The following is a 25,071-nucleotide window of genomic DNA, read 5'->3' on the forward strand; positions in this document are numbered from 1 at the left end:
CGGCCCGGTGTGTGCGGTGCGGGCATACTCGGATCCGGCGGCGCGGACGCGCCGCACGGCGGGAGGTCCGTGATGGTGTCGTCGGAAACGTCCCGGAAGGTGACGATCCACGACGTCGCCCGCAGCGCGGGGGTGTCGCGCCAGACCGTGTCGCGGGCGCTCAACGACAAGGCCGAGATCGACGGCACCACGAAACAGCGGGTGCTCGACGCCGCCCGCGAACTCGGCTACCGGCCGAGCCGGTTCGCCCGCGGCCTCGTGCGCCAGGACACCACCACGATCGGGCTCGTGATCCCCGACCTGCTCAACCCGTTCTTCACCGAGGTCGCCGCCGCCGCGCTCGAGGCCGCGCGCGCCCGCGGCTGGCACGTGGTCGTGTACGACACCTCCGACAGTGCCGAGGAAGAACTCGGCACGCTGCAGGTGATCGGCTCGCAGGTCGACGCCGTCGTGGGCTACTTCAGCCGGCCCGAGGACGAGCTCGACCGCTTCACCCGCGGCATCCCCGTAGTCCTCATCGGGCGCGAGCACCACACGCCCCGCTTCAGCTCGATCCGGGTCGAAGGCGCGCACGGCGTGCAGGCCGCCATCACCCACCTCGTGCGGGCCGGTCACCGGCGCATCGGCATGCTCGATCACGCGGGCCGCGCCGAGCCGAGCGTGCGGCGCGACTGGTTCGCCGCCGCGGTCGCCGCGCACGGGCTCCAAGCCGAAGTCGTCGAACGTGCCGCCCAGTCGGTCGACGGCGGGGCCGCCGCCCTGGAGGCGCTGCTGGCCGAGCACCCCGACGTGACCGCCGTGTTCACCTTCAACGACATCATCGCCATGGGCGCCCTGCGCGCGGCCCGCCGCCTCGGGCGCCGGGTCCCGGACGACCTCGCCGTGATCGGGTTCGACGGGTTGCAGCTCGGCACCGTCGTGGACCCGGCGCTGACCAGCGTCGCCCTCGACACGCGCCGTCTGGGCGCCCTCGCGATCGACCAGGCCGCGCGCCTGCTCACCGGCGCCACTCCGCTGTCGGCCGACGAGCTCGTAATCCAGGCCGAGCTGCTGGTCCGCGAATCCGCCTGAGCCACTCCGCTTGACACCTCGCGGCGCCTCGCGCACACTTCCGGGCAATTCGTGAACGTTCACGGGAGCGTTCACGGAGCTCTCCGGAGGGTCCCCGATGACGTTGACTCGACGACGGTTCCTGACCGGCGCGGCGGCACTCGGCGCCGCGGCGTTCGGGGCAGGCGCCTGCACCAGTCCCACGACCGCCAACCCAGGGCGGATCACGCTCTGGTACAACACGAACGCCTTGTCCGAGAAAGTGCTCGGGGAGGCCGTCAAACGCTTCGCCGCGCTGAAGTTCACCCCGGCCCACGTGAGCGGCGAGTTCAAGCAGCGGTTGCTGGCCGCGCTCTCGGGCCAGGCCTATCTGCCCGACATCACGATGCTCGGCGACGACATCGCGACCTACTTCGCCGACACCGACCACTTCGTCGACCTGAACACCCTCGGCGCGGGCAACGTCCGCGACCAGTACCTGCCCTGGAAGTGGCAGGCGGGCGCGAGCCCGGACGGCTTCCAGCTCGGGTTCCCGATCGACGTCGGACCGGCCGCGCTGTACTACCGCCACGACCTGTTCGCCCAGGCCGGATTCCCCAGCGAGTCCGACGACGTGGCCGGCGCGGTGTCCACCTGGGACGACTACTTCACCTTCGGCACCCAGGTCCAGAAGAAGCTGCCGGGCCGCTACATGATCACCGATACGAAAACGGTCTTCACGTACTCGCTGGCCCAGGAGCCGAAGAAGTACTTCGACCGCAGCAACCACTACCTCGACGACCAGTCGCAGGTGCGCCGCGCGTGGGACCGGGCCGTGCAGGCGTTCCGGATGGGCCTGACGGCGGGGTACGCCGGCTCGCAGAGCATCAACGGCGAGTCGATCGACCGGCACGCCGCGTGGAACAGCGGCAAGGAGCTCAGCTTCGTCAACGCGTCCTGGATCACCGGTGAGCTCAAACAATCGGCGCCGGCCACCTCGGGCAAGTGGCGCATCTGCCGCGCCCCGGGCGGAGCCGGCAACCAGGGCGGGTCGTACCTCGCGATCACCAAGTACTGTCCCGACCCGCACGGCGCGTTCGAAATCGTGAAGTGGCTGCAGTCGCCGGAGAACCAGCCGCAGAACTACCTGGAGCTCGGGCTGTTCCCGCCCAGCCCCTCGACCTACACGGACCCGCGGCTGCTCGAACCGGAGCCGTTCTTCGGCGGACAGGTGACGATGGACGTGTTCTCGAAGATCGCGCGGGACGTCAAACCCGTGTACTTCAGCCCGTGGGACATCACGATCAGCGACACCTACACCGACGAACTGACCAATGTGGAGAGTGCGGGCAAGGATCCGGAGCAGGCCTGGCAGGACGCCCGCTCCGCGGTGGAACGCCTGCTGCGCCGCCAGGGGGTGCTCTCGTGACCGCGATCCTGCCCGCCGAAAGCGCCGGAACCCGGCGCGCTCCTGTGCGCCGGACCCCGGCCGGACACCGCAAGCGGTGGCGTTACCTGCCGCAGTACCTGGCCATCGCGCCGTTCTTCGTGCTGTTCGCGATCTTCGGCCTCTACCCCGTGCTGTACTCGTTCTACCTGGCGCTGCAGCGCTGGGACGGCGTCGGCCCGATGAAGTTCGTCGGGCTGCAGAACTTCGCCTACCTGCTCACCGACACCACCTTCTGGGACTCGATCGGCAACACGCTGATCATCTTCGTGATGTCGACCGTCCCGATGACCGCGCTGGCACTGCTGGTCGCGCTGGGGTTGAACTCGTCGGTGCGGTACAAGGGCGCGCTGCGAGTGGCGTACTTCCTGCCCAACGTGACCTCGATCGTGGCCATGTCGCTCGTGTTCGGGTCGATCTTTTCCGACGAGTTCGGCATCCTGAACTGGGTGCTGCGGCTGGTCGGCATCGGTGACGTCGACTGGCTCAACGACCCGTGGGCCATCCGCGGCGCGATCTCGATCATGATCATCTGGCGCTGGACCGGCTACAACGCCATCATCTTCCTCGCCGGCCTGCAGGCCATGCCCACGGACGTGCTGGAGGCGGCCCGCATCGACGGTGCCGGCCCGGTGCAGACGTTCTTCCGCGTCACGCTGCCGTTGCTGCGGCCGGTGCTGCTGTTCTCCGTCGTGATGTCGGCGATCGGCGGGCTGCAGATCTTCTCCGAGTCGCAGGTGCTGCTCGGCAACCGCGGCGGACCGGGTGGCGCGGGCATGACCATGGTCCTCTACTTCTACAACACGGCCTTCGCGGACAACGACTTCGGCTACGGCGCGGCCATCGCGTGGGGCATCTTCGTGGTCGTCGTCCTCTTCTCGATCCTCAACTGGCGGCTCGTGGCGCGGCCCGAGCGCGGCCAGGTCCAGACCAAGGGAGCCGGCCGATGACGAGCAGGCGCGGGCGGATACTGACGTTGGTGGCGCTGATCATCGGCGCCCTGATCACCCTCTTCCCCTACTACTGGCTCGCCGTGATGGCGTCGAACACCACGGCCGACATCTACACGACCCCGCCGAAGCTGACCTTCGGCGGGCACCTGTTCGCCAACATCGGCGAGGTGTTCTCCCAGATCAACTTCTTCGGCTCTCTGCTCAACACGCTGATCGCCGCTGTGGTCACCACACTGCTGGTGCTGTTCTTCGACTCGCTCGCCGCGTTCACCTTCGCCAAGTACGACTTCCCCGGCGCCAACCTGCTGTTCGGCATCCTGCTGGCGACGTTCGTGGTGCCCACGCAGCTTTCGGCGATCCCGCAGTTCACGATCATGGCGCACCTCGGCTGGGTCGGCGATCTCAAGGCGTTGATCATCCCGGCCGCGGCCAACGCGTTCGGCATCTTCTGGATGCGCCAGTACGCGCGCGGCGCCATCCCGGACGAGCTGCTCGAAGCGGCGCGGATCGACGGCGCCGGGTTCTTCCGTACGTACCTGTCGGTGGGCCTGCCGGTGCTGCGCCCAGCGCTCGCGTTCCTCGGCATCTTCACGTTCGTCAACGTCTGGAACGACTACCTGTGGCCGTTGGTCGTGCTGATCGACTCCAACCACGTCACGCTCCAGGTCGCGCTGGCCCAGCTGCAGGGCGCCTACGTGAAGGACTACAGCGTCGTGATGGCCGGCACGCTCGTCGCGATCGTGCCGCTGATCATCGTCTTCCTCCTCGGTGCCCGTCACTTCATCCGCAACATCGCCGCCGGCGCCCTCAAGGGCTGAAAGGAACCCATGTCGTCGTCGTACGTCGAAGACCCCGCCCCCGGCCACGGCTCTTTGCCGCCCCGCGCCGCGTTCTCCTCCGACGCGCGGTCGATGAGCCTGGCCGGGACGTGGCGGTTCAACCTGTCGCCCTCTCCGGAGGCCGCGCCTGAGGGGATCGCGCGCGACGCCTTCGACGACAGCACCTGGGGTACGCTCACCGTGCCCGGCCACTGGCAGCTGCAGGGCCACGGGAAACCGGCCTACACCAACGTGCACTACCCGTTCCCGGTGCAGCCGCCGCTGGTGCCGTCGGACAACCCGACGGGTGATCACCGGCTCACGTTCGACTTGCCGGCCGGCTGGCCGGACGAGCCGGCGGTGCTGCGCTTCGACGGCGTCGACTCTTGCGCGAAGGTGTGGCTCAACGGCGAGGAGCTGGGTGTCACGCGCGGCAGCCGGCTGCCGTCGGAGTTCGCGGTGGGCCACCTGCTGCGTCCCCGCGCAAACGTGCTGGCCGTACGGGTGCACCAGTGGTCTTCGGGCAGCTACCTCGAGGACCAGGACATGTGGTGGCTCTCGGGCATCTTCCGCGAGGTCACCCTGCTCTCGCGCCCGGTGGGCGGGGTTGAGGACTACCGGCTGCACGCGGATTACGACCATGTCAGCGGGCTCGGCACGCTCTCGCTCACCGCGGCCGAGGGCGTGCTGCTGAGCGTGCCCGAGCTCGGCGTCGAGGACCTGCCGGCCGGCCGGCCGGTGGAGCTCGCCGTGGAGCCGTGGAGCGCCGAGTCGCCACGGCTCTACCACGGCGAGGTGCACACCGCCGCCGAACGCGTGCCGGTGCGGATCGGGTTCCGGACCGTCGTGATCGAGGACGGCCTGCTGAAGGTGAACGGCCGGCGGGTGCTCTTCCGCGGCGTCAACCGGCACGAGCACCACCCGCGGTTCGGCCGCGCCCTGCCCCGCGAGTTCGCGCTGGCCGACGTGCTGCTCATGAAGCGCCACAACGTGAACGCGGTGCGCACCAGCCACTACCCGCCGGACCCGTACTTCCTCCAGCTGTGCGACACCCACGGCCTCTGGGTGATCGACGAGTGCGACCTCGAGACCCACGGCTTCGGCGACCTGGGCTGGGCGGGCAACCCGAGTGACGACCCGAGGTGGGGAGAGGCCTACCTCGACCGCATGCGCCGCACCGTCGAACGCGACAAGAACCACCCGTCGATCGTGCTGTGGTCACTCGGCAACGAGGCCCACACCGGCCGGAACCTCGCCGCGACGGCCGCGTGGACACGAGAGCGCGACCCGTCGCGTCCGGTGCACTACGAAGGCGACTTCGAGTGCGAGTACGTGGACGTGTACAGCCGCATGTACGCCGACCACGCGGAAGTCGACCGGATCGGCCGCCGCGACGACCCGAACGAACGCCGCCGGTCGCTGCCGTTCCTGCTGTGCGAGTTCGCGCACGCGATGGGCAACGGGCCGGGCGGGCTGCTGGAGTACCGCGAGCTGTTCGAGCGGTACCCGCACGCCCAAGGCGGGTTCGTGTGGGAGTGGCTCGACCACGGGCTCGCCCGGCGCGACGCCGCCGGCCGCGAGTATTTCGCCTACGGCGGCGACTTCGGCGAGCAGATCCACGACGGCAACTTCGTGATCGACGGCCTCGTGCACCCCGACCGCACGCCCTCGCCGGCGCTGGCCGAGTTCGCGAAGGTCTTCGAGCCGGTGCGGATCGGCGCGAGCGCGGAGGGGGTGCGGATCTCGAACCACTACGACGTGGTCGGCTCCTCCCACCTGGTGTTCCGCTGGACCTTCGAGGACGACGGCGTCGAGGTCGCGGCCGGCGAACTGGCCGTGCCCGAGGTCCACTCCGGACAGAGCCGCGACGTGCCGCTCCCCCGGCTGCCCGGCGCCTCGGGGGAAGGCGTGCTGACCGTGCGAGCGGTGCTGGCGGCCGACACCGGCTGGGCGTCCCCAGGCCACGTCGTGGCGTGGGGGCAGCTGCCGGTCACGCCCGCGGCCGACCCCGTGCCCGCGGCGGTGGGTGCGCCGCTGCTGCGCGAACGTGGGCTCCTGCGCCTCGGGCCCGGCGCGTTCGACGCCGCCACCGGCCGGCTCGTCGCGCTCGGGGGCCACCGCGTCGAGGGGCCGCGGCTGGACCTGTGGCGCGCGCCGACCGACAACGACCGGGGCTCCGACGACCCCGAAGCCACGCAGTGGCGCGCCGCGGGCCTGCACCGGCTCCAGCACCGCGTGGCCGAAGTGGACGGACAAGCGTCGGCTCTCGTCGTGCGGACGCGGGTCGCGCCGCCCGGGCTCGGGTTCGGCATGCTCACCGAGTACCACTGGACCGCCGACGGCGACCGGTTGCGCCTGCGAGTCGACCTGGAGCCCGCCGGCGAGTGGCCCTGCACGCTGCCCCGCCTCGGCCTGCGGATGGCGGTGCCCGGCGGGTTCGGCGGCGTCGAGTGGTTCGGCGCCGGCCCGGGTGAGGCCTACGCCGATAGCCGCCAGGCGGCGCGGACCGGCCGGTTCTCCTCCACTGTGGACGCTCTGCAGACGCCGTACGTGTACCCGCAGGAGAACGGCAACCGCGCCGACGCGCGCTGGCTGCGCCTGACGTCGGCGGGTGGGGCCGGGATCCGGATCGAGGGCGAGCCGGTGTTCGACTTCACCGCGCGGCGCTGGACTTCGGAGGATCTCGACGCCGCTCGCCACACCGTCGACCTGGTGCCGGGTGAGCTCGTGCACCTCAACCTCGATCTGGCCCAGCACGGGCTCGGCACCGCCTCCTGCGGGCCCGGCGTGCTGCCGCGCTACCGCCTGCACGCCCAGAAGGCGAGCCTCACGCTCACGTTCTCCCCGATCACGCTCGAAGGAGCCGCCCGATGGCCGGTGCGCCCGAGGTCCGCCTCGTCCCGCACACGCACTGGGACCGTGAGTGGTACGAGCCGTTCCAGCGGTTCCGCCTGCGCCTGGTCGGCCTGATCGACGAGGTGCTCGACCGCGCCGAGGCCGACCCGCGGTTCCGGTTCACGCTCGACGGGCAGATGGCCGCGGTCGACGACTACCTCGAAGTGCGGGGCGAGAACCGCGACCGGGTGGCCGCGCTCGTCATGTCCGGGCAGCTCGCGGTGGGGCCGTGGCAGATCCTGCTCGACGAGTTCCTGGTCTCGGGCGAGAACATCGTGCGCAATCTGGAGCTCGGCTGGGCGCGCGCCACCGAGCTCGGCGGCGCGATGCGCGTGGGCTACCTGCCCGACGAGTTCGGCCACTGCGCGCAGATGCCGCAGATCCTGGCCGGCGCCGGGTTCGAGCACGCGTGCGTGTGGCGCGGGGTGCCGTCCGGAGTGGACGGTCACGCGTTCCGCTGGACGGCGCCGGACGGCAGCTCGGTACGGGTGGAGTACCTGGCCAACGGCTACGGCAACGCGGCCTACGTGTTCTCCGACCCCGGCTTCTTCGCCTTCCGCATGGGCGAGCTCGGCCATCGGCTGCGACCGGAGTTCGGCGCCGACCCGGTGCTCGCGATGTACGGCACCGACCACTCCGCGCCCGTCGGCTCGCTGGTGAAGCTCGTCGCGGGGCTCGACCCGGCGTCGGTCGACGTGCGGATCAGCACGCTGGCCGAGTACATCGGCGCGCGTGACGCCGCGGACCCGGCGCTGCCCGTGGTGCGGGGTGAGCTGCGCAGCCACGCGGCGGCCAACATCCTGCCGGGCGTCCTTTCGGTGCGCCCGCAGCTCAAGCAGGCGATGGCTCGGGCGGAGCGGCTCGTGGAGCGTTACGCCGAGCCGTTCGCTGCGCTGTTCTCGGCCGAGTGGCCGCAGCGGTTCCTGGACCTGGCGTGGTGGCGGCTGGTCGACGCGTCGGGGCACGACTCCGTGACCGGCTGCGGCGTCGACGAGACGGCGACGCAGGTGTTCGCGCGGATCAGCGAGGCGGCCCATCTCGGGCAGGCGGTGCGCGACCGCGTGGCCGGCCGGCTCGCGCGGTCCGTGGCGCGGGATTCGCTGCTGCTGCTCAACCCGACGCCCGCGGCTCGCCGCGACCTGGTGACGCTGGACGTCGAAGCGTCGTGGGACAAGGTCTCCCTGGAGCTGCCCGACGGCACGCGCCTGCCCGCGCAGGTGGAGGCGCGCAGCGGACAGTTGCTGCACGAGGAAGCGGCCGCGGGCGCCGACCTGCCGCTCTTCCTGCCGCGCATCCACGGGCGGGAGCTGTTCGGCAGTGAGATCACGGGCTGGCAGTGCGACTCCTCCGAACGCTTGCTGGAGTTCTCCGTCGCTCGGCACGGCGGCGAGGAACAGTTCGACGTCGAGGCCGTGCGCGCGGCGGTGACCGGCGCGACGGGTGTGTGGACGATCCGCATCCGCCAGGCCGAGCGGCGGACGGTCACCGCGTTGGTCGATGTCCCGGCCCTCGGGTGGACGACCGCTCGCGTGGTGCCGGGCTCTCTCGAGGTCACCGCGCCCGTCCTGGCCGGCCCGTCGCTGAGCAACGGGCTCGTGACCGTCTCGGTGCTCGACGACGGCACACTTCGGATCGCTTCGGCCGACGGCACCGTCCTCGACGGCGTCGGCCGCATCGTCGACGGCGGTGACCGCGGCGACTCCTACAATTACGCCCCGCCCGGCACGGACACCCTGGTCACCGAGCCGGACTCGGTGCGAGTGACGCCGGGCGTGGACGGTCCGCTGCGCACGAGTTTCACGGTCGAACGGACCTACTCGTGGCCGGCGGCGATGGACTGGGCGGGCGATCGCCGAGGTGCGTCGACTTCGCGCGGCACGGTGACCATGGCCGTCGAACTCCGCACGGGCGAACCGTTCGTCCGCCTCGAACTCACGATCGACAACGCCTCACGCGACCACCGTGTGCGATTCCACGTCCCGCTCGCCCGCGCCGCGCGGACCTCACATGCCGAGGGCCAGTTCGCGGTCGTCGAACGCGGCCGCACCGCCGAGGGCGGCTTCAGCGAGTACCCCTCCCCACGTTCCCCGCCCACGGCTTCGCCGACGCCGGCGGCGCCGGGCTGCTGCTGACGCAGGCGTGCGAGTACGAGCTGCTCGACGACGCGCTCGCCCTCACCGTTCTGCGCACGAGCGGCCGGCTCAGCCGCAACGTCCACCCGTACCGCGAAGAACCGGCCGGCCCGCAGATCCCGACCCCGCTGGCCCAGCAGATCGGCGTCACGACCGTGCAGCTCGCCGTCCTTCCGCACGCCGGTGACTGGCGCGCCGGGGCCCTGCTCTCCGCGGCCGAGCTCTACCGCCATCCGCTGCACGCCACCCTCGGCACCGGGCCGCTCGACGCGCCGCCGGCCTCGCACTTCGGCCTGTCCGTCGACGGCGCGGCACTCTCCAGCGTGCGGCGCCGTGAGGGTGCACTGGAGGTGCGGCTGGTCGCGCAATCTCCCGAGGCGGCCACGGCCGTAGTGCGTGGTTCGTTCACCTCGGCCCGGCGAGTGGACCTGCTCGGTCGCCCCGGTGAAACCGTGCCCGTGACCGACGGCGAGCTGCGGCTCACCTTGCGCCCCTGGGAAATCGCGACGCTCCGCCTCGCGTGATCCTTCACCTGGCGCGGTAACCGGACCTACTCGGCCAACCCCGGCGAGCCCACCGGTAGTCGACGACGAGCTGCGCCTTTCCCGGCACCCCAGCAGATCGCCACCATCCGCCCGAGCCGGACCTCACCCCCGCGTCCGCAACATCGGCGGCGACAACAGTTCCGCCGGCCCCCTCCGGTACAGCCGGGCGGGCCGGCCGCCGTCGCGGGTCGTGGTGGTGCCGACGGGCTCCAGGAGTCCCTCGGCGCCCGTGACCTTGCGGTGGAAGTTGCGCGGGTCCAGGCGCGCGTCCCACACCAGCTCGTACACGCGGCGCAGCTCCGCGACCGTGAACTCCGGCGGGCAGAACGCCGCGGCGAGGGGGGTGTACTCGAGTTTCGCGCGGGCGCGTTCGAGGCCGTCGGTGAAGATCTTCGCGTGGTCGAAGGCGAGCGTCGCCGGGTCGAGGGTCGCGACCGGGGTCCAGCGCGCCTCGGCCGCGTCCGTGCCGGCTTGCGGCACCGGGAGGTCGGGCGCGAGCGCGAGGTAGGCGATGGTCACCACGCGCAGCCGCGGGTCGCGGCCCGGGTCGCCGTAGCCCGCGAGCTGTTCGATGTGGACGGTGCCCGGCGCCAGGCCCGTCTCCTCCGCCAGCTCGCGCCGCGCGGCCGTGTCGAGGTCCTCGTCGGCGAGGACGAAGCCGCCGGGCAGCGCCCAGGCGCCGCGGAAAGGCTCGATCCCCCGCCGCACCAGCAGCACGCACAGCTGCTCCCCGGTGATCGTGAGCACGACGAGGTCCACGGTGACCGCGCTGGGCGGGAACTCCTCCATGTGTCGCACACTACACCGTAATCGTCAGCTTGACGAAAAGACCGTCGCACCCATATCGTCACGGCGACGATAAGGAGGTCCCCATGGTGGACATCAAGTGCCGGTTCGGGTTCCGGCACCTGCGGGGTGTGCCGACCGCGCACATCCGGCACCTGCGCGGCGGCAAGCTCGTGCACGACGGCACCGGGCTGTCGTTCTGGTATCGGCCGCTGGCCGCGGCCCTGTCGGAGATCCCGGTGGACGACCGCGAGCTGCCGCTGCTCTTCCACGCGCGCACGGCCGACTTCCAGGACGTGACGGTGCAGCTCGCCCTCACCTTCCGCGTGGTCGACCCGGCGCTCGCCGCGCAGCGCATCGACTTCTCCGTCGACCCGGACACGGGCCGTTGGCGCGGCGACCCGCTCGCCCAGATCAGCGGGCTGCTCACCGAGAACGCGCAGCAGTACGCCCTCGACGTGCTCACCCGCACGCCGCTGGCAGAGGCCCTCGTCGACGGCGTCGGCGCCGTGCGCGACCGCATCCGCGCGGGGCTGGCCGAGGAGGACACGCGGCTCGCTCAGACGGGCTCGGCCGTGCTCGACGTGCGTGTCGTCGCGATCCGCGCCGAGCCGGAGGTCGAGAAGGCGCTGCAGACGACCGCGCGCGAGAAGGTGCAGCAGGAAGCCGACCGCGCGACGTACGAGCGGCGCGCACTGGCCGTCGAACGCGAGCGCGCGATCGGCGAGAACGAGCTGCAGAACAAGATCGAGCTCGCCCGGCGCGAGGAGCAGCTGCTCGCCCAGCGCGGCGCCAACGCCCGCCGCCAGGCCGAAGAAGCCGCGGCGGCCGACCACATCGAGACCGAGGCACGCGCGAGCCGGGAGACGCGGCTGGCGCAGGTGAACGCCGAGGCCACGCGCACGCTCGGCGAAGCGGAAGCGGCGGGCGAGGCCGCCCGGCTGGCCGCGTACCGCGACTTGCCGGAGCCGGTGCTGCGGGCGTTGGCCGTGAAGGAGCTGGCCGCGAACCTGCCGAAGATCGACAGCCTCGTGCTCACGCCGGACCTGATCGCGCCGCTGCTGGCCCGGCTGGGGATCGGGTCGTGAGCCGCGCCCCGCGGGCCGTGGTGGTGCACCGGCGCACCGAGCTCGACGAGCTGCTCGCCCGCCACGGCACGCGTGGCCAGGCGGAGTTCTTCCTGGCCACGCGCGGCCGCTCGCTGGACGACGTGGTGGAGCAGGATGCGGCGCTGCGGCGGGCGTTGACCGCCGTGTCGGCCGCCATCCCGCTGGACTGGCGCCGCGGCAACGTCGAGCGGGCAGACCTGTCGCGGTTCCTGTTCACTCCGGAGGACGTGGTGCTCGTCGTCGGGCAGGACGGGTTGGTCGCGAACATCGCGAAGTACCTCACGGGCCAGCCCGTCGTCGGCATCACGCCCGCTGAGCCGGGCGTCCTGGTGCGCCACCCGGCCGCGGCCACGGCCGACCTGCTGCGCGTGCGGGACTCGGTCGAGCCCCGCACGATGGTCGAGCTGACCGCCGACGACGGCCAGAAGCTCTTGGCACTCAACGAGATTTACCTCGGCCACCCGAGCCACCAGACCGCGCGCTACCGCCTGGGTGCCGAGCGGCAGGCGTCGTCGGGCCTGCTGGTCGGCACGGGCACCGGCGCGACGGGCTGGTGCCGGTCGGTCTGGCAGGAACGGCACAGCCCCTTGCGGCTGCCGGCCGTCGACGAACGCCGGCTCGTGTGGTTCGTCCGCGAAGCCTGGCCCTCCCCCACCACCGGGACGTCGCTCACCGAGGGCGAGCTCACGACGTCGGCGCTGACGATCGACGTCGAGTCCGATCACCTCACCGCGTTCGGCGACGGCCTGGAGAACGACGCGGTCACCGTGACGCGTGGGCAGTCGGTGACGTTCGCCCCGGCGGCGCGGGCGTTCCACCTGGTCCGCTGAGGTCCTCCGCGAGCTTCCGGAGCCCCTCGGCCGACCGCGTGCCCGGCTCGGCGTGGTAGATCACCATCAGCTGGTCTTCGGCGCCGGTGACCGCGAACTTGTCGTACTGCAGCTCCAGCTCGCCGACCCGCGGGTGGCACAGGCGGTGGGTTTCGCCGCCGGGCTGCGGGCGCACGTCGTGGCGCGGCCAGAGCCGGCGGAAGAGCTCGCTCTCCGCCGACAGCTCTTCGACCAACCCGGCGAGCCGCGGATCGTCCGGCTGGCTGGCGGCGCGCAGGCTCGCCACGAGACCGCCGACCCGCGCCTCCCAGCCGGTGAAGAACTCCTGCGCGGCGGGGTCGAGCAGGACTGCGCGCAGCAGGTTCGTGCCCGGTGTGTACACCGGCGAAAGCGCCGCAACGACCGGGTTGGCGGCGAGGACGTCGAGGTAGCGGCCCTGCACGTACGCCGGCGTCAGCTCCCAGGACGCGGTCAGCCGCGCGGCGCTGGGCCGGACGTTCTCCTGGCTCTCCTGCGCACGGCGACGGCGTGGCGCGGGATCGGCGAGGTCGTGCAGGTACGCGGTGGCCTCCCGGTCGAGGCGCAGCCCGCGCGCCACGGCGTCGAGCACCTGCGCCGACGGGTGGCGGTCGCGGCCCTGCTCCAGCCGCGTGTAGTACTCCGTGCTGATGCCCGCGAACGCCCGAAGCGTTGCGGGCCGCCGGCGGGCCAGGCGGTGCAGGCGGTGGTGCTTTCGCCGTAGTTGTCGTGCGGGTAGCGATGGAAGTAGAGGTCACCGTCGGGCAGCGTCACCTGCATCGGCGCGTTGCCGTCCGACGCGGCGGCCGTCGGGGCGATCGAGGCGGCGATCGTCGGGTCGGCCGGCGCGCGCACGCCGAGCCGCACGAGGTCGAGGAAGCCGAAGTCGACCACGTCGTGCTCGTAGAAGCAGCCTTCGTCGAAGCAGATCTGGCCGCCGTCGTCCGGGTCGGTGCCCTTGTCGAGGCGCTCGTAGTACGTGTGGCCGCCCCAGAAACCGGACCTCGTGACCGTTTACGAGTCGAGCGAAGCTAGCCAGGAGTCCGCTGTGGACTCCCAGGTGGTGGCGCTCGCGGTGTCGCCGTTGGCCCGGGCGATCGCGTCCGCCGTCACCAGCCCCGCGATCTCCGCGGCGATCGACGAGGGCGACCGGCCGTACTGTTCTTCCCAGCGTTCGGTCGTGGCGGGACCGCTCGTGCGCAGGTGCTCGGCGGTGACCTTGACCTTCGCATACGTGGCGGCGTCGGTGAGACCGGTCAGCCACGCGAGCACGATCGCGTCGGCGTCCTGGTCGAGCTGCTCGCAGTATCCGAGCTGCTGCGCACTGGCGCCGGCGACGCCGCTCACGGGGCTGTAGCGCGGGAACGCACCGGCCGGATACGTCGTGCCGTCGCCGGCGGTCGGCGAGCCGATCCACTGCGAGCCCCACAGGAACTGCGCCATGCGCTTCGGCTGCGCAGTGTCGCCGGCGGCCAAGAGACCGGTGGCCTGTTGATAGAGGTCGCGGCCCCACACGCGGTGGTAACCGTCGCCGAGGCTGCCGCCGTTCACGACGTCGCCCCACGGCGTCGCCAGCCCGGCCACGCTGGCCCCGCGGAACGTCTTGTCCTCGGCCGCGTGCAACGCCATCGCGGCGACGTGATACGCACGCCGCCGCTGCTGGTCCCCCGCGACGCTGACGGGCGCGGGCTTGAGGCTGCCGACGTAGGAGTTCCAGCCCGTGCGGTAGCCGGACTCCAGCGAGCCGAACCCCGCGGTCAAAGAACCGTTGCCGCGCTCGTCGCCGCCTGTGCAGTCGATCCGTACCCGAGGGCGACGGTGAAGGTGGTGTCCGCGGCGACCGGGATCTGTCCACACTAGACGATGTTGCCCGCACCCGAAACCGCATCGAACCCGTTGTCCAGCGTGTGATCGGCCCGTAGGTCGACGAGACAGTCACTGGCGGCGCCGGAGTATCCGTTGTCGTGCGCGGAAAACCCGGTCGACGCGCGCAGCGAAGACACGACCGTGGCCGTCGTGCCGAAAAGGTTCTCCGTACCGCTCGCCACGAGCCCGCTGCCGTCCCACGCGGCGGTGTCTCCGCCCGCGCCCCCGGCCATGGACGGGTTGGCGAGCAGGTGAAGCCGATACGTGCCGCCGTCGAGCGACTGGAACCGGGTCCGGGTCACGAGCGTCGCGCGCGCCGGGTCGGTGACGTACGTGGTCGTGATGCGGTAGCGGCCGCCCTTCGCGGTGTTGGTGACGGTGTATTCCAGCGACTTCTCATCGGGCATCGAGACGACGTGGTTCGTCGCGTCACGCTCGAGGTCGACGAACGAGAAGCCGTCTGTGATCACGTACTGCATGTCCTGCGTCTCGGGGACGTCCACGCGCGGGTAGAAGACCTCCGACGTCACGCCGTTCGCGACGGTGAACCAGACCGGGCTTTGCGTCGTCGGCGAGGTGCCGAGTGCGGACTTGTCGCCCGTGGTCCAGGACGAGGGGCCGCAGCAGTCGGTCGCGGTGCCGCTCGCGGGGGCTGCCGCGGTGCTCGCCACCAACGCCAGCGCCAGCACTCCCGCGCGGGCTTTCTGCCAGGTCCTCATCCGCTCCCTCTCCGCCGCCTCGGCCGCCCCTCGTGCCGTGGCAGCGCCGGCCGGACCACGGCCGAAGGAAGGGTTCCGCCACACCACCTGATGGGTGACGGCCACTCCCCGGAAACTGTCGTACCCGGATGGTCTCCTGAATCCCGGAAGCGGCCCTCACCCCGGGGCGCCGCCGGAACCTCGAGGAGAACACCATGGCCGGAGACACGGTCGTCACCATCGTCGGCAACCTCACGTCCGACCCGGAGCTGCGCTTCACCCCGTCCGGCGCCGCAGTCGCCAACTTCACCGTCGCGTCCACCCCGCGCACCTTCGACCGCACCTCCGGCGAATGGAAAGACGGCGAAGCCCTCTTCTTACGCTGCGCGCTCTGGCGCCAGCCCGCGGAAAACGCCGCGGAATCCCTCACCCGGGGCGCGCGCGTCATCGTCCAGGGCCGCCTCACCCAACGCTCCTACGACACCAAGGAAGGCGAACGCCGCACCGTCGTGGAACTCCAGGTCGAAGAGATCGGCCCCTCCCTGCGCTACGCCACGGCGAAAGTCAACCGCGCCAACCGTTCCGGGCCGCCTGCCGGAGATTCCCCAGGGAGTTCGGCCAGTTCCGACAGCCCGTGGTCCCCTGCCGCCTCCGCGATGCCGGTCGCAGCGGGCGCGGGCGATCCGCCGTTCTGACGTCGCCCGCCGGCGCACGCGGCTCGGCCGCGGCGAGACATCGTGCGAACTGTGATGGGCAAGCAGTGCCGGGTTGGACGCTTCGTCGTCGCGCTACCGGAGGGAGGATCTGTAACCGCGCGATCTCGACATGGAGGGCGGGGCGCCGCGGCCTGCGGACGCCGCGGATCCGTTGCGATGACACCGTTTTGGTACTGAGGCACCCAGTCCCAGCGCCCGCCCCCATTGGAGGGGCGGACTTGAGCGCGCCACCGGCCGTCACATAGCAGCCGCGACGCCGCTTTGATGTTGAGACACCCAGCCTCAGCACCCCGCCCCACCGGCGGAACGGCCCTGAGCGCGCCACCGGCCATCCCGCAGCAGTCGCAACGCCGCTTCGGTGCTGAGGCAACCAGCCTCAACACCCCACCCACACCACCCGTGGGATGGCCCTGAGCGCGCCACCGGTAGTCGCGGAGGCCCGGCGACCCGATGGGACGCGCGGTCCGCCACAGGCCAGCCGGCCTGCACTGTGGTCACTTGTCGGCCCGCGCGTGATGGCGCCGCCGGCCATCAGCGTCGCCGGCACGACGGTCGAACCTGCCCGGTTGCCGCCGTGCGGCTGTCTCGGCGATCACCCCACCACCGTCGCGGCGGGTGGCCGAGATCGGCCGTCACCCAGCCCGTCCACACAGGACGTTTCAAGCCCACATCCGCCAAGCGTCAGCCGAGTTCCGCGAGCATGGCCTTCAGGATGCGACTCAACGTCGCCGCATCTTCGGGGCTACTGGCCGAAGAAAGGAGTCTCGCAAGACCGGCCGCGTGGTCGGTGAGGGTCGCGTCGATGACGTCGCGGCCGGCGGGGGTGAGGGTGATGCGGAAGCTGCGGCGGTCGGCCGGGTCGAGGCTGCGCTCGACGTACTCCGCTGCCTCCAGGCGGTCGAGGCGGTTGGTCATGCCGGCGCGGGAGGTCATCAGCGCGGCCGAGAGTTCGGAGGGGGTGAGCGTGTAGGGCGCGCCGGTGCGGCGCAACGCGGCGAGCACGTCGAACTCGCCGGGGCGCAGGCCGTGTTGGGTGAACACCCGTTCCACGGCGGACTCGACGACCCGCGTCAGCTGGGCGAGCCGGCCGAACACGTCCATGGCGGACAGGTCGAGGTCCGGCCGTTCCTGCCGCCACTGAGCGATGACCTCGTCGACGGCATCGCAAGACTCACTCACACCTGAAGTCTAGGCGAACGAAAGGAGTACCCACCGCCCGAGACACGCCCGGGCGCCGACCCGGCCTACCCGGCTTCACCCGCGCGGTCCGCGACCCCGAGCCGCAGGTGTTCGCTGTGGTAGACGGCCTCGTCGAGCAGCTGGGCGACGTGGTTATCGTGCAGGCTGTACACGATGCTGCGGCCATTGCGGATGCCGACGACCAGCCCGAGGTTGCGCAGCAGCCGCAGCTGGTGCGACACGGCCGACTGCTCCATCCCGACCGCGGTCACCAGGTCGCTGACGGCGAGGGGCTGTTCGCGCAGCGCGCTGAGGATCAGCAGGCGGCTCGGGGTCGCGAGCGCCTGCAGCGTGGTGGCCACCGCGGCCGCGGTGGTCGCGTCGAGCCGTCCCGCGGGGCGGCGGCGTCCTTCGACCCCGTGTCCCATGGAGAGGAGACTAGAACACGACAGGAGACATGAACATATCTTCATTCGTTCTGCTACCGTTCCCAAGATGGAAAGCGCAGGACACGGGCATGGGCACGGCCACGGGCACGGGCACTGGAGCCGGCTCAAGCACGCCCTGAAACCGCACAGCCACGAGTCGGCCGAGCTCGTCGACGACACGCTCGAGGCGAGCCGCTCCGGGATGCGCGCGCTGTGGCTGTCGTGTGCCGGGCTGCTGGCGACGGCGGTCGCGCAGCTGGCGGTCGTCGGGTTCACCGGGTCGGTCGCGCTGCTCGGCGACACGCTCCACAACTTCGCCGACGCGCTGACCGCCGTGCCGCTGGCTGTCGCGTTCCTGCTCGCGCGGAGGCAGGCGACGCGCCGCTTCACGCATGGACTCGGGCGCGCCGAGGACCTCGCCGGCCTGGTGATCCTCATGGTCATGGCCGGGTCCGCGGTGCTCGCGGCCTACGAGGCGATCGATCGCCTGCTGAACCCGTGGCCGATGACGGGCGCCGGGTGGGTGGCGCTCGCCGGCGTGGTCGGCTTCGCGGGCAACGAGCTCGTCGCGCGCTTCCGCATCCGCGTCGGGCGGCGCATCGGGTCGGCAGCGCTCGTCGCGGACGGGCTGCACGCGCGGACCGACGGGTTCGCCAGCCTCGCCGTGGTGCTCGCGGCGGGCGGGGCGCTCGTCGGCTGGACGTGGGCCGACCCGGTGGTGGGCCTGCTCATCACGGTGGCGATCGTGCTGGTGCTGCGCGACGCCGCGCGCGAGGTGTTCGGCCGGCTGCTCGACGCCGTCGACCCGCACCTGGTGGACGACGCCGAACTCGCGCTCGCCGAGACGCCCGGCGTGCTGGGCGTCGACGTGATCCGGTTGCGCTGGATCGGGCACACCCTCGCGGCCGAGGCGGAGGTGTCGGTCGACCCGGGCCGCACGCTGGCGGAGGCGCACGGCATCGCGCACGCCGCCGAGCAGCGCATGGCGTCGGCCTTGCCGCGGCTCACGCGGGCGTTGATCCACGCCCACCCGGCGCGCGACGTCAACGTCGTCGCCGCGGGCGTCAAGGAAGCGTGAGCGCCGGGGGCGAGCCGGGCGGTGCCGCCGCACGCTGGGGTTCGTCAGGGTGACGCGTGGGAAGGGGGTGTGCGGTGAGTGATCTCGACGGTTCGGTGCTGCTGGTGGGCGTGTTCATCGCGTTCGCGGTGGTGTTGCGGGGATTGCAGTGGTGGCTCGGCCGCGACCGCGGGCTGACGCACACTCAGCAGCAGTGCTCCCCCCGCCAGGCCTCGCGGCCCTCCCGCACCGCGACCGCCGCGATGACCAGCGCGACCACCGGGTCGGCCCAGTACCAGCCGAACAGTGTGTTGAGCAGCAGCCCGACCAGCAAGACCGCCGAGAGGTAAGTGCACAGCAGGGTCTGCTTGGAGTCGGCTACGGCGCTCGCGGAGCCGAGCTCGCGGCCGGCCCGGCGCTGCGCGCCTGACAGCACCGGCATCACCGCCAGCGACACCGCCGCCAGCACGATCCCGACGGTCGAGTGCCCCGCCTCGCTCCCCCGCGCCAGTGCCCACCCGGCGTCCGCCACGACGTAGGCCGCCAACGCGAAGAACGACACCGCGATCACCTTCAGCGCCGCCCGCTCCCGCCGCTCCGGATCCGCCCCGGCGAACTGCCACGCCACCGCCGCCGCCGACGCCACCTCCACCACCGAGTCCAGCCCGAACCCCACCAGCGCGCCCGAGCCCGCCGCCTCCCCCGCGACCAGCGCGACCACAGCCTCGACGACGTTGTACGCGATCGTCCCCGCCACCAGCCACCGCACCCGCCGCGCCAGCACACGCCGCCGCCCGTCGGACACCGCCGCCGCGGGCGCACAGCATCCGGCGCCGCCGCAGCACTCATCGACAGCCGTCGGTTCGACCCGCGCCTCGCGACTCATCACGCCACCTCCACCGCAGACACGCCTTGACTCACGCAACCAACCTCAGCCACCCCGCGCCGACGACCCGAAACCATCGGCGCGGCCGCCCAAGGATCGGCGCCGCCACAGCGCAGATAGGCCGTCACCGCCTCGACTCGCGCCTCCTGACTCACCACGCCACCTCCGCCATGGGCACGCTCTCGTCCGAGCAAGCGGGCGGAAGCACCGGCCACGCGCATAAGCGCGCGGGCTCGGGTGTGCACCAACCGCCACCTTCGCGGCGCTGGTCGACCGCCGCATCGGCTCGCACGTCGCGACGGCGACACGCCACCTCCAGGCAGACACACCTTCGCCCACGCAACCAACCGCAGGCACAGGGAGATCCGAAAACATCGGCGCGGCCGCCCGAAAATCGCCGCCACGCCTTTCGACGACGGCCGCCGCCACGCGCCGCCGCTCCGTCGGCGCGCGTCGCCGATCGCGCGAGGCCGCCGGTCGGGGCGTGCAATAACCGGCACCGCGGCAGTCGTCGGCGGCCGGCTCGTGACTGATCAAGCCGCTTCCCTGCCAGACCGGTGCTCGCCCGCCCGAAAACGCAGCGAGCGCGCGCCGGCGGGTCGGCGGAAAGATCCGGCGCGGCGGAACGGCAGCCGGCTCCCCCGCCGGTCCGCCAGACAGCCGCCGGCGTGAGCCGCGCCTTGCTCCTCATCGGGCGATCGCTGACGTGGGCACGTCTTCGTCCGCGCAGTCAGGTGTCGGAGCGACGGCGAGGACGACCTGGGTCAGTTCGGCGAGCGCGTGGGCCAGGTGGGGGTCGGCGAGGGTGTAGCGGACCTGGCGGCCCTCGTAGGTGGCGAGGACCAGCCCGCAGCCGCGGAGGCAGGACAGGTGGTTGGAGACGTTGGACCTGCTCAACCCGAGCGTCTCGGCCAAGCGCGCCGGGTAGGCGACGCCGTCCAGGAGGGCGACGAGGATGCGGCAGCGCGTCGGGTCGGCCAGGGCGCGGCCGATCCGGGCGAGGGCTGATTCGCGGGTTTCACAGCTCAGCATGCGTCGAATAGTACAGCGGCGGCTGATCTATTCAAAATACCCTGAACCGAAGACCGAGACGAAGCGAACGCGGGCCGCCGTAAGATCCCCAGGCCGTCGTGAAACCCGGCGGATCGCCCACAAGGCAAGGAGATCGATGTCGGCGTCCGGCACGATTCAGCGGGGCGCGGCGCGCGCCGCGACGGAGGTGTTGGCGCCGTGGGTGTGGGTGCTGGGGTTGCCGCTCGCGGTGGCGTGGGAGGTGACCGGTCATCGGGTCGGGGCGACGGTGCTGTGGGGGCTCGTCGTGGGCGTGACGGGGTCGCTGATTCCCATGGCCGTCATCGTGCGCGGGGCGCGGCGCGGGAAGTGGGACTCGCACCATGTGACGAACCGCGCGGGGCGGGTGGTGCCCTTCGTCGTGTGTCTCGGTTCGCTGGCGGCGGGGTTCGTGGTGCTGATCGTCGGTGGGGCGCCCCGGGAGCTGATCGCGCTGACGGCGACCGAGCTGGCGTGCCTCGTGGTGGCGGTGGCGATCACGTTCGGGCTGAAGTTCAAGATCTCCATCCACGCCGAGGTCGCCGCGGGCGCGACGGTGATGCTCGTGTGGGTGTACGGCCCGTGGCTGCTCCTGCTGGTGCCGTTCGTGCTGTGGGTCGCGTGGTCGCGCGTCGAGCTGGGTGACCACACGGCGCCCGAGGTGGCGAGCGGTGTCTTCGTGGGCGCGGTGGTCGGCGGCGCCGTCTACTTCGGACTCCTGGCCGCGCTCTCGTAGGCTGGGCCGCGTGGACAACCTCCTCGGCGACTACCTCCGGGCGCGGCGCGAGCTCGTCTCACCCGAAGACGTCGGACTGCCCGCCGGCAGGCGGCGGCGCGTGCGCGGCCTGCGCCGCGAGGAGCTGGCGCTGCCGGCCGGGATCAGCAGCGACTACTACATGCGTCTCGAACAGGGCCGCGACCACAACCCGTCCGCGCAGGTGCTCGACGCGCTCGCCCGTGTGCTGGGCCTCGACGACGCCACGAACCACCTCCACAGCCTCACGGCCCCCCGCGCCCGCCACCGCCGCGGGCCCGGCGCCGGTGGTGCCGCCGAGCATCGCCGAGCTGATCGGCACCTGGCCGGCCACGCCCGCGTACGTGCAGGACCGCCTCACCAACGTCCTCGCCGCCAACGCCATCGCCACCGCGCTCTCGTCCCACTACGCGGCCGGCCGCAACCTCCTGCGCGAGGTTTTACTCGACCCCGCCGAGCGGGACTTCCGCGTCGACTGGGACGAGACGACGGCCGACGGCGTGGGCGGCCTGCGCGCCTCGCTCGGCCGCGACGTCGGCGACCCCGCAGCCATCGAGCTGGTCACCGAGCTCTCCGCGAAAAGCGAGCGCTTCCGCGAGCTGTGGTTCCGCCACGACACCAAGCCCCGCACCGGCCACCTCGCCCGCTTCTGCCACCCGGCCGCCGGCCCCCTCGACCTCCACAGTTACAAGTTCACTCTGCCCGGCCCCGACGCGCTGTCGCAAGTGGTCTTCCACGCCGTGCCGGGCAGCCGCCACACCGACGCGCTCGCGTCGCCGGCCAACCTCGCCCACAGCAAGTAGCAGGCCCTGCCGCGGGCGGGTCCCGCACACCCGGACCCGCCCGCGGCAGAAACTCGGCTCGCTCTCGAACTCCGTCACCGCACAGTCTCCACCAGAACCGGCAAGCGCGGCGAGACCCAGGCCAGGGTCAGCCTTCGCGTCCGGACAGTTCCTCGACGACCTTCAGCAGCGCCGAGTGGTCCAGCGACCCATGACCCATGGCGCGTCCGGCGGCGACGAGCTGGGCGACCAGCCCGGTCAGCGGCAGCGCGACGTCGGCCTGGCGCGCGGCCGCGAGCGCGATGCCCATGTCCTTGTGGTGCAGGTCGATCCGGAAGCCCGGCTGGAACTGCCGCGCGACCATCGACTTGCGCTTGAGTTCCAGGATCCGGCTGCCCGCGAGCCCGCCCGCCAGCACCTCGAGCCCGGTGCCGGCGTCCACCCCGGACGCCTCCAGCAGCACGATCGCCTCGGCGACGAGCCCGTAGATGCCGCCGACCACAAGCTGGTTGGCCGCCTTCACGACCTGGCCCGCGCCGTGGGGTCCCACGTGGACGATCGTCTTGCCGAGCACCTCGAAGATCGGACTGGCCGCCTCGAAGTCCTCGGCCTCGCCACCGACCATGATGGACAACGCGGCTTGCTCCGCGCCCGCCTGGCCTCCGGAGACCGGCGCGTCGAGCACCCGGATCCCCTTGGCACCACCGGCTTTGGCGACGGCGATCGACGTCTCCGGCCGGATGGTGCTCATGTCGGCCAGGAGCGTGCCCGGCTTGACGACGTCGAGCACTCCGCCCGCCGCCAGCACCACCTGCTCGACCTGCGGATGGTCGGGCAGCATCGTGACGACCACCTCCGCCTCGGCCACCGCGTCGGCCACGTCGGACGCCGCGCGCCCGCCCGCCGCCGTCAGCTTCGCCAGCGCGTCGGCACTGAGGTCGAAACCGCTCACGTCGTGTCCCGCACCGGCCAGGTGCGCGGCCATCGGCGTGCCCATCACGCCGAGACCGATGAAGCCCACCTTGCTCATTTGTCTCCCCTTCGCTCTTCCGGCAGCCAGGCCAGCGACGCGAGCGTGGGACCGTCCGGTTTGTACTCGATCCCCACGTGTCCGCGGTAGCCCGCCACCGCCAGCTTTTCCAGGTGTCCCTCGAGGTCCAGCTCCCCCGTGCCCGGCTGGTGCCGGCCCGGCGCGTCGGCGATCTGCACGTGTCCGGTGCGCGGGGTGTACTCCGCGATCACGGAGTCGAGGTCGTCGCCGTTCACCGCCAGGTGGTAGAGGTCCGCGAGCAGCCGCACGTTGTCCAGCCCCAGCCGGTCCATGACCGCCACGGCGTCCGCGGCCGTCTTGAGCGGGTAGGCCGGGGTGCCCGAGAGCGGCTCCAGCACCAGCTGAGCCCCGATCTTGCCCGCCGCCTCGGCGGCCGTGGCCAGCTGCTGCAGCGCCAGCGCGTCCTGTTCGGACGGTTCGACGCCGTCGAGCCGGTTGCCGTACAGCGCGTTGAAGCTGCGGCAACCGAGGCGTTCCGCGATCCCGATCGCGATGGTGAGGCTCACGGCGAACTCCGCCTCGCGCCCGACCCACGACACGAGCCCGCGCTCGCCCGCGGCCATGTCGCCGGCGAACAGGTTGAGCCCGGTCAGCTGCACGCCGGCCTGCTCGATGGAGCGCACGAACTTCTCGACCTCGACCGGGCGCGGGTCGGCGCTGTCGAACGGCCACCAGTACTCGACCGCGGTGAAGCCCGCTGCCCGGGCGGCCTGCGCGCGCTCGAGCAGCGGGAGCTCGGTGAACAGGATCGACAGGTTGGCGGTGTAGGGCAGCGAGTGCCGCACTCCGGCGGGACCGGTCATCGGATACCTCGGCTCATCGGATTGCTCTGACCTCTTGATTTCGTATAGTGGAAGCTTTCTTCCGTAGTTCGAGAATAGCCGTCAGAGCTGCGCCGGGTCAACGGGCCGCGTGCAGTTCACGGCTCGCACCGTCACCGTTCACGCGGGCCGCGAGGTCCACCACGGTCTCGACGGTCGGCTCCAGCGCGCAGTGCGCCCGCGCGTCGCGGAAGCAGCGTTCGAGCACCGGGTCACCCGGGTAACCCGAGCACAGGCGCAGCGCCACCTCGGTCGTTGCCGTGACGGTCTCCGCGGCGGTGAGCCAGAGGTGGAAGAACTTCGGCAACGCGTGCACGGGATCCCAGCTGTACGTGGCGAACGCGTCGGCGGCCAGCACCCGCACAGCCGAAGCACGCAGGCGCAGGCGCGCGAGATCCGCTCCGGACCCGTCCCCCGAAACCCGCTCGATCGCCGCCTCGGCGAGACCCAGCGCGACGGCCGCGCCGAGGCCGAGGAACCACGGCAGCGCCAGATCGAGCACCACCTCGGCTCCCTCGCCGTCCCGGCCGAGGACCGTGTTCTCGGGCAGCTGCACCGGATCCGCACACACGGTGGTGGTCGCACTCGCGCGCAACCCCAGACCGCCACTGGCGGCGGGCACGAACAACCCGGGCGCATGGCCGGGCACGAACCAGACGGTCGCGCCACCCCGGCCGCTCGCCGGCCGGCTCGACCACACGTAGCTGTCGGCCTCCCCCGCCGCGACCACCCCGGCCTTCCGCCCGGTCAGGTCGACGACCCCGCCGTGGGAACCGGCCACGCCGTCCGGCGCGAGCAGGCGGCTGCCGGGCCCCGCGTCGACCAGCGCCAGCGTGCTGAGGTGGCGGCCCGCGGCGAGCTCCGCGCGCACAGATTGGTCCGCGTGCGCCTCCAGTACGGCGACGGCCGCGAAGTGCGAACGCAGCACCGTGGCCGTGCTCGCGCACGAACGCGCCACGACCTCGACCACGCGCGCGGCTTCGGCCAGTCCGTGGCCACCCCCGCCCAGCCGCCGCGACGCCGTCAGCGCCAGCACGCCCTTGCGGCTCAACGCGGCCATCGCCCCTCGCGGGAACCGCGCGAGCCGGTCGGCCTCGGCCGCGGCCGGTGCGACGGCGGAAGTCACGACTCGGGAGATTTCTTCAACAGAAGGCACCATTGCCCCCTTCGCTCAGGGTTTTCGGCAGGGAAAGAGCGCACGGGACCCGCCGTCCGCGCACG

Annotated in this window: 25 protein-coding genes and 1 pseudogene; 14 read left to right on the forward strand and 12 right to left on the reverse strand. The window is 72.0% G+C overall.

What is annotated here, in order from left to right; all coding sequences use genetic code 11:
* The first annotated feature begins 72 nt into the window (after window positions 1-72).
* From QRX50_RS33380 to QRX50_RS33410, 7 genes are all read left to right on the forward strand, one after another.
* The gene (locus tag QRX50_RS33380; RefSeq protein ID WP_285967084.1) at window positions 73-1,071 is read left to right on the forward strand and encodes a LacI family DNA-binding transcriptional regulator; all 999 of its coding nucleotides are present in this window, start codon (window positions 73-75) and stop codon (window positions 1,069-1,071) included.
* Between the two features lie 97 nt (window positions 1,072-1,168).
* Complete coding sequence (locus QRX50_RS33385; protein ID WP_285967085.1) at window positions 1,169-2,458, forward strand: ABC transporter substrate-binding protein; 1,290 nt, start codon at window positions 1,169-1,171, stop codon at window positions 2,456-2,458.
* Window positions 2,455-3,426: a carbohydrate ABC transporter permease gene (locus tag QRX50_RS33390; protein WP_285967086.1), complete on the forward strand. Its 972-nt coding sequence runs from the start codon at window positions 2,455-2,457 to the stop codon at window positions 3,424-3,426. Before QRX50_RS33385 ends, QRX50_RS33390 begins: the two co-directional genes overlap by 4 nt.
* Window positions 3,423-4,247 carry a carbohydrate ABC transporter permease gene (locus QRX50_RS33395; protein WP_285967087.1) on the forward strand — a complete coding sequence of 275 codons (825 nt, stop codon included), beginning with the start codon at window positions 3,423-3,425 and terminating at the stop codon, window positions 4,245-4,247. The genes QRX50_RS33390 and QRX50_RS33395 overlap by 4 nt, the downstream gene beginning before the upstream one ends.
* A gap of 9 nt (window positions 4,248-4,256) precedes the next feature.
* Window positions 4,257-7,217: a glycoside hydrolase family 2 TIM barrel-domain containing protein gene (locus QRX50_RS33400; RefSeq protein ID WP_285967088.1), complete on the forward strand. Its 2,961-nt coding sequence runs from the start codon at window positions 4,257-4,259 to the stop codon at window positions 7,215-7,217.
* Window positions 7,118-9,274: a glycoside hydrolase family 38 N-terminal domain-containing protein gene (locus QRX50_RS33405; protein WP_285967089.1), complete on the forward strand. Its 2,157-nt coding sequence runs from the start codon at window positions 7,118-7,120 to the stop codon at window positions 9,272-9,274. The genes QRX50_RS33400 and QRX50_RS33405 overlap by 100 nt, the downstream gene beginning before the upstream one ends.
* Window positions 9,275-9,429: 155 nt before the next feature.
* Complete coding sequence (locus QRX50_RS33410; RefSeq protein ID WP_285967090.1) at window positions 9,430-9,798, forward strand: glycosyl hydrolase-related protein; 369 nt, start codon at window positions 9,430-9,432, stop codon at window positions 9,796-9,798.
* Between the two features lie 123 nt (window positions 9,799-9,921).
* Here QRX50_RS33410 and QRX50_RS33415 read toward each other — a convergent pair whose 3' ends face one another.
* Entirely contained in the window at window positions 9,922-10,608 is a 687-nt protein-coding gene (locus QRX50_RS33415; RefSeq protein ID WP_285967091.1) for an NUDIX hydrolase, read from the reverse strand.
* Between the two features lie 83 nt (window positions 10,609-10,691).
* Between QRX50_RS33415 and QRX50_RS33420 the strand changes: the two genes are divergently transcribed.
* Both QRX50_RS33420 and QRX50_RS33425 read left to right on the forward strand, forming a co-directional pair.
* On the forward strand, window positions 10,692-11,693 hold the full coding sequence (locus QRX50_RS33420) for an SPFH domain-containing protein (RefSeq protein WP_285967092.1): 1,002 nt from the start codon (window positions 10,692-10,694) through the stop codon (window positions 11,691-11,693).
* Complete coding sequence (locus QRX50_RS33425) at window positions 11,690-12,544, forward strand: NAD(+)/NADH kinase (protein ID WP_285967093.1); 855 nt, start codon at window positions 11,690-11,692, stop codon at window positions 12,542-12,544. Before QRX50_RS33420 ends, QRX50_RS33425 begins: the two co-directional genes overlap by 4 nt.
* On the opposite strand, the gene QRX50_RS33430 is transcribed toward QRX50_RS33425, so the two are convergent.
* The 4 genes from QRX50_RS33430 to QRX50_RS33445 all read right to left on the reverse strand — a co-directional run bounded on the left by QRX50_RS33430 (window position 12,477) and on the right by QRX50_RS33445 (window position 15,147).
* Window positions 12,477-12,986 (reverse strand): MmyB family transcriptional regulator, encoded by a 510-nt coding sequence (locus QRX50_RS33430; RefSeq protein ID WP_285974637.1) that lies wholly within the window; start codon window positions 12,984-12,986, stop codon window positions 12,477-12,479. The two genes, QRX50_RS33425 and QRX50_RS33430, sit on opposite strands and share 68 nt — an antisense overlap.
* A 29-nt stretch (window positions 12,987-13,015) precedes the next feature.
* Window positions 13,016-13,456 carry a hypothetical protein gene (locus QRX50_RS33435; RefSeq protein WP_285967094.1) on the reverse strand — a complete coding sequence of 147 codons (441 nt, stop codon included), beginning with the start codon at window positions 13,454-13,456 and terminating at the stop codon, window positions 13,016-13,018.
* A gap of 120 nt (window positions 13,457-13,576) precedes the next feature.
* Window positions 13,577-14,323 (reverse strand): glycoside hydrolase family 15 protein, encoded by a 747-nt coding sequence (locus tag QRX50_RS33440; RefSeq protein WP_285967095.1) that lies wholly within the window; start codon window positions 14,321-14,323, stop codon window positions 13,577-13,579.
* A 95-nt stretch (window positions 14,324-14,418) separates the two neighbouring features.
* The gene (locus QRX50_RS33445) at window positions 14,419-15,147 is read right to left on the reverse strand and encodes a hypothetical protein (RefSeq protein WP_285967096.1); all 729 of its coding nucleotides are present in this window, start codon (window positions 15,145-15,147) and stop codon (window positions 14,419-14,421) included.
* Window positions 15,148-15,341: 194 nt separating this feature from the next.
* Here QRX50_RS33445 and QRX50_RS33450 point away from each other — a divergent pair, with 194 nt between their 5' ends.
* Window positions 15,342-15,821: a single-stranded DNA-binding protein gene (locus tag QRX50_RS33450; protein WP_285967097.1), complete on the forward strand. Its 480-nt coding sequence runs from the start codon at window positions 15,342-15,344 to the stop codon at window positions 15,819-15,821.
* Window positions 15,822-16,523: 702 nt separating this feature from the next.
* On the opposite strand, the gene QRX50_RS33455 is transcribed toward QRX50_RS33450, so the two are convergent.
* Window positions 16,524-17,021 carry a MarR family winged helix-turn-helix transcriptional regulator gene (locus QRX50_RS33455; RefSeq protein WP_285967098.1) on the reverse strand — a complete coding sequence of 166 codons (498 nt, stop codon included), beginning with the start codon at window positions 17,019-17,021 and terminating at the stop codon, window positions 16,524-16,526.
* Between the two features lie 65 nt (window positions 17,022-17,086).
* Window positions 17,087-17,449 (reverse strand): ArsR/SmtB family transcription factor, encoded by a 363-nt coding sequence (locus tag QRX50_RS33460; protein WP_285967099.1) that lies wholly within the window; start codon window positions 17,447-17,449, stop codon window positions 17,087-17,089.
* Between the two features lie 67 nt (window positions 17,450-17,516).
* Here QRX50_RS33460 and QRX50_RS33465 point away from each other — a divergent pair, with 67 nt between their 5' ends.
* The gene (locus tag QRX50_RS33465; protein WP_285967100.1) at window positions 17,517-18,527 is read left to right on the forward strand and encodes a cation diffusion facilitator family transporter; all 1,011 of its coding nucleotides are present in this window, start codon (window positions 17,517-17,519) and stop codon (window positions 18,525-18,527) included.
* Between the two features lie 184 nt (window positions 18,528-18,711).
* Here QRX50_RS33465 and QRX50_RS33470 read toward each other — a convergent pair whose 3' ends face one another.
* Both QRX50_RS33470 and cmtR read right to left on the reverse strand, forming a co-directional pair.
* Entirely contained in the window at window positions 18,712-19,392 is a 681-nt protein-coding gene (locus QRX50_RS33470; protein WP_285967101.1) for a cation efflux transmembrane domain-containing protein, read from the reverse strand.
* A 687-nt stretch (window positions 19,393-20,079) separates the two neighbouring features.
* Window positions 20,080-20,424: a Cd(II)/Pb(II)-sensing metalloregulatory transcriptional regulator CmtR gene (cmtR, locus tag QRX50_RS33475; protein WP_285967102.1), complete on the reverse strand. Its 345-nt coding sequence runs from the start codon at window positions 20,422-20,424 to the stop codon at window positions 20,080-20,082.
* 136 nt (window positions 20,425-20,560) lie between these two features.
* Here cmtR and QRX50_RS33480 point away from each other — a divergent pair, with 136 nt between their 5' ends.
* The 3 genes and pseudogenes from QRX50_RS33480 (at window position 20,561) to QRX50_RS33490 (ending at window position 21,999) form a co-directional block, all read left to right on the forward strand.
* Entirely contained in the window at window positions 20,561-21,178 is a 618-nt protein-coding gene (locus tag QRX50_RS33480) for a hypothetical protein (RefSeq protein WP_285967103.1), read from the forward strand.
* 10 nt (window positions 21,179-21,188) lie between these two features.
* A pseudogene (locus QRX50_RS33485) lies at window positions 21,189-21,362 on the forward strand (transcriptional regulator); the annotation flags it as partial.
* 178 nt (window positions 21,363-21,540) lie between these two features.
* Window positions 21,541-21,999 carry an MmyB family transcriptional regulator gene (locus QRX50_RS33490; protein WP_285967104.1) on the forward strand — a complete coding sequence of 153 codons (459 nt, stop codon included), beginning with the start codon at window positions 21,541-21,543 and terminating at the stop codon, window positions 21,997-21,999.
* A 127-nt stretch (window positions 22,000-22,126) separates the two neighbouring features.
* Here QRX50_RS33490 and QRX50_RS33495 read toward each other — a convergent pair whose 3' ends face one another.
* The 3 genes from QRX50_RS33495 to QRX50_RS33505 form a co-directional block, all read right to left on the reverse strand.
* A complete protein-coding gene (locus tag QRX50_RS33495) occupies window positions 22,127-23,008 on the reverse strand; it encodes a 2-hydroxy-3-oxopropionate reductase (protein WP_285967105.1) in 882 nt (293 codons plus the stop codon).
* Window positions 23,005-23,832, reverse strand: a complete 828-nt coding sequence (locus tag QRX50_RS33500) for a hydroxypyruvate isomerase family protein (protein ID WP_285967106.1) — start codon at window positions 23,830-23,832, stop codon at window positions 23,005-23,007. Before QRX50_RS33500 ends, QRX50_RS33495 begins: the two co-directional genes overlap by 4 nt.
* A 97-nt stretch (window positions 23,833-23,929) precedes the next feature.
* Window positions 23,930-24,976 (reverse strand): acyl-CoA dehydrogenase family protein, encoded by a 1,047-nt coding sequence (locus QRX50_RS33505; protein ID WP_285967107.1) that lies wholly within the window; start codon window positions 24,974-24,976, stop codon window positions 23,930-23,932.
* Between the last annotated feature and the right edge of the window lie 95 nt (window positions 24,977-25,071).

The organism is Amycolatopsis sp. 2-15, from assembly GCF_030285625.1.
Classification (GTDB): Bacteria; Actinomycetota; Actinomycetes; order Mycobacteriales; family Pseudonocardiaceae; genus Amycolatopsis; species Amycolatopsis carbonis.

What these genes read in the sequence shown, in the direction of transcription:
- QRX50_RS33380 (WP_285967084.1), top strand. Translation starts at nt 73, where the DNA reads ATGGTGTCGTCGGAAACGTCCCGGAAGGTGACGATCCACGACGTCGCC.
- QRX50_RS33385 (WP_285967085.1), top strand. Translation starts at nt 1,169, where the DNA reads ATGACGTTGACTCGACGACGGTTCCTGACCGGCGCGGCGGCACTCGGC.
- QRX50_RS33395 (WP_285967087.1), top strand. Translation starts at nt 3,423, where the DNA reads ATGACGAGCAGGCGCGGGCGGATACTGACGTTGGTGGCGCTGATCATC.
- QRX50_RS33400 (WP_285967088.1), top strand. Translation starts at nt 4,257, where the DNA reads ATGTCGTCGTCGTACGTCGAAGACCCCGCCCCCGGCCACGGCTCTTTG.
- QRX50_RS33405 (WP_285967089.1), top strand. Translation starts at nt 7,118, where the DNA reads ATGGCCGGTGCGCCCGAGGTCCGCCTCGTCCCGCACACGCACTGGGAC.
- QRX50_RS33415 (WP_285967091.1), bottom strand. Translation starts at nt 10,608, where the DNA reads ATGGAGGAGTTCCCGCCCAGCGCGGTCACCGTGGACCTCGTCGTGCTC.
- QRX50_RS33420 (WP_285967092.1), top strand. Translation starts at nt 10,692, where the DNA reads ATGGTGGACATCAAGTGCCGGTTCGGGTTCCGGCACCTGCGGGGTGTG.
- QRX50_RS33445 (WP_285967096.1), bottom strand. Translation starts at nt 15,147, where the DNA reads ATGAGGACCTGGCAGAAAGCCCGCGCGGGAGTGCTGGCGCTGGCGTTG.
- QRX50_RS33450 (WP_285967097.1), top strand. Translation starts at nt 15,342, where the DNA reads ATGGCCGGAGACACGGTCGTCACCATCGTCGGCAACCTCACGTCCGAC.
- QRX50_RS33460 (WP_285967099.1), bottom strand. Translation starts at nt 17,449, where the DNA reads ATGGGACACGGGGTCGAAGGACGCCGCCGCCCCGCGGGACGGCTCGAC.
- QRX50_RS33465 (WP_285967100.1), top strand. Translation starts at nt 17,517, where the DNA reads ATGGAAAGCGCAGGACACGGGCATGGGCACGGCCACGGGCACGGGCAC.
- QRX50_RS33470 (WP_285967101.1), bottom strand. Translation starts at nt 19,392, where the DNA reads ATGAGTCGCGAGGCGCGGGTCGAACCGACGGCTGTCGATGAGTGCTGC.
- cmtR (WP_285967102.1), bottom strand. Translation starts at nt 20,424, where the DNA reads ATGCTGAGCTGTGAAACCCGCGAATCAGCCCTCGCCCGGATCGGCCGC.
- QRX50_RS33480 (WP_285967103.1), top strand. Translation starts at nt 20,561, where the DNA reads ATGTCGGCGTCCGGCACGATTCAGCGGGGCGCGGCGCGCGCCGCGACG.
- QRX50_RS33495 (WP_285967105.1), bottom strand. Translation starts at nt 23,008, where the DNA reads ATGAGCAAGGTGGGCTTCATCGGTCTCGGCGTGATGGGCACGCCGATG.
- QRX50_RS33500 (WP_285967106.1), bottom strand. Translation starts at nt 23,832, where the DNA reads ATGACCGGTCCCGCCGGAGTGCGGCACTCGCTGCCCTACACCGCCAAC.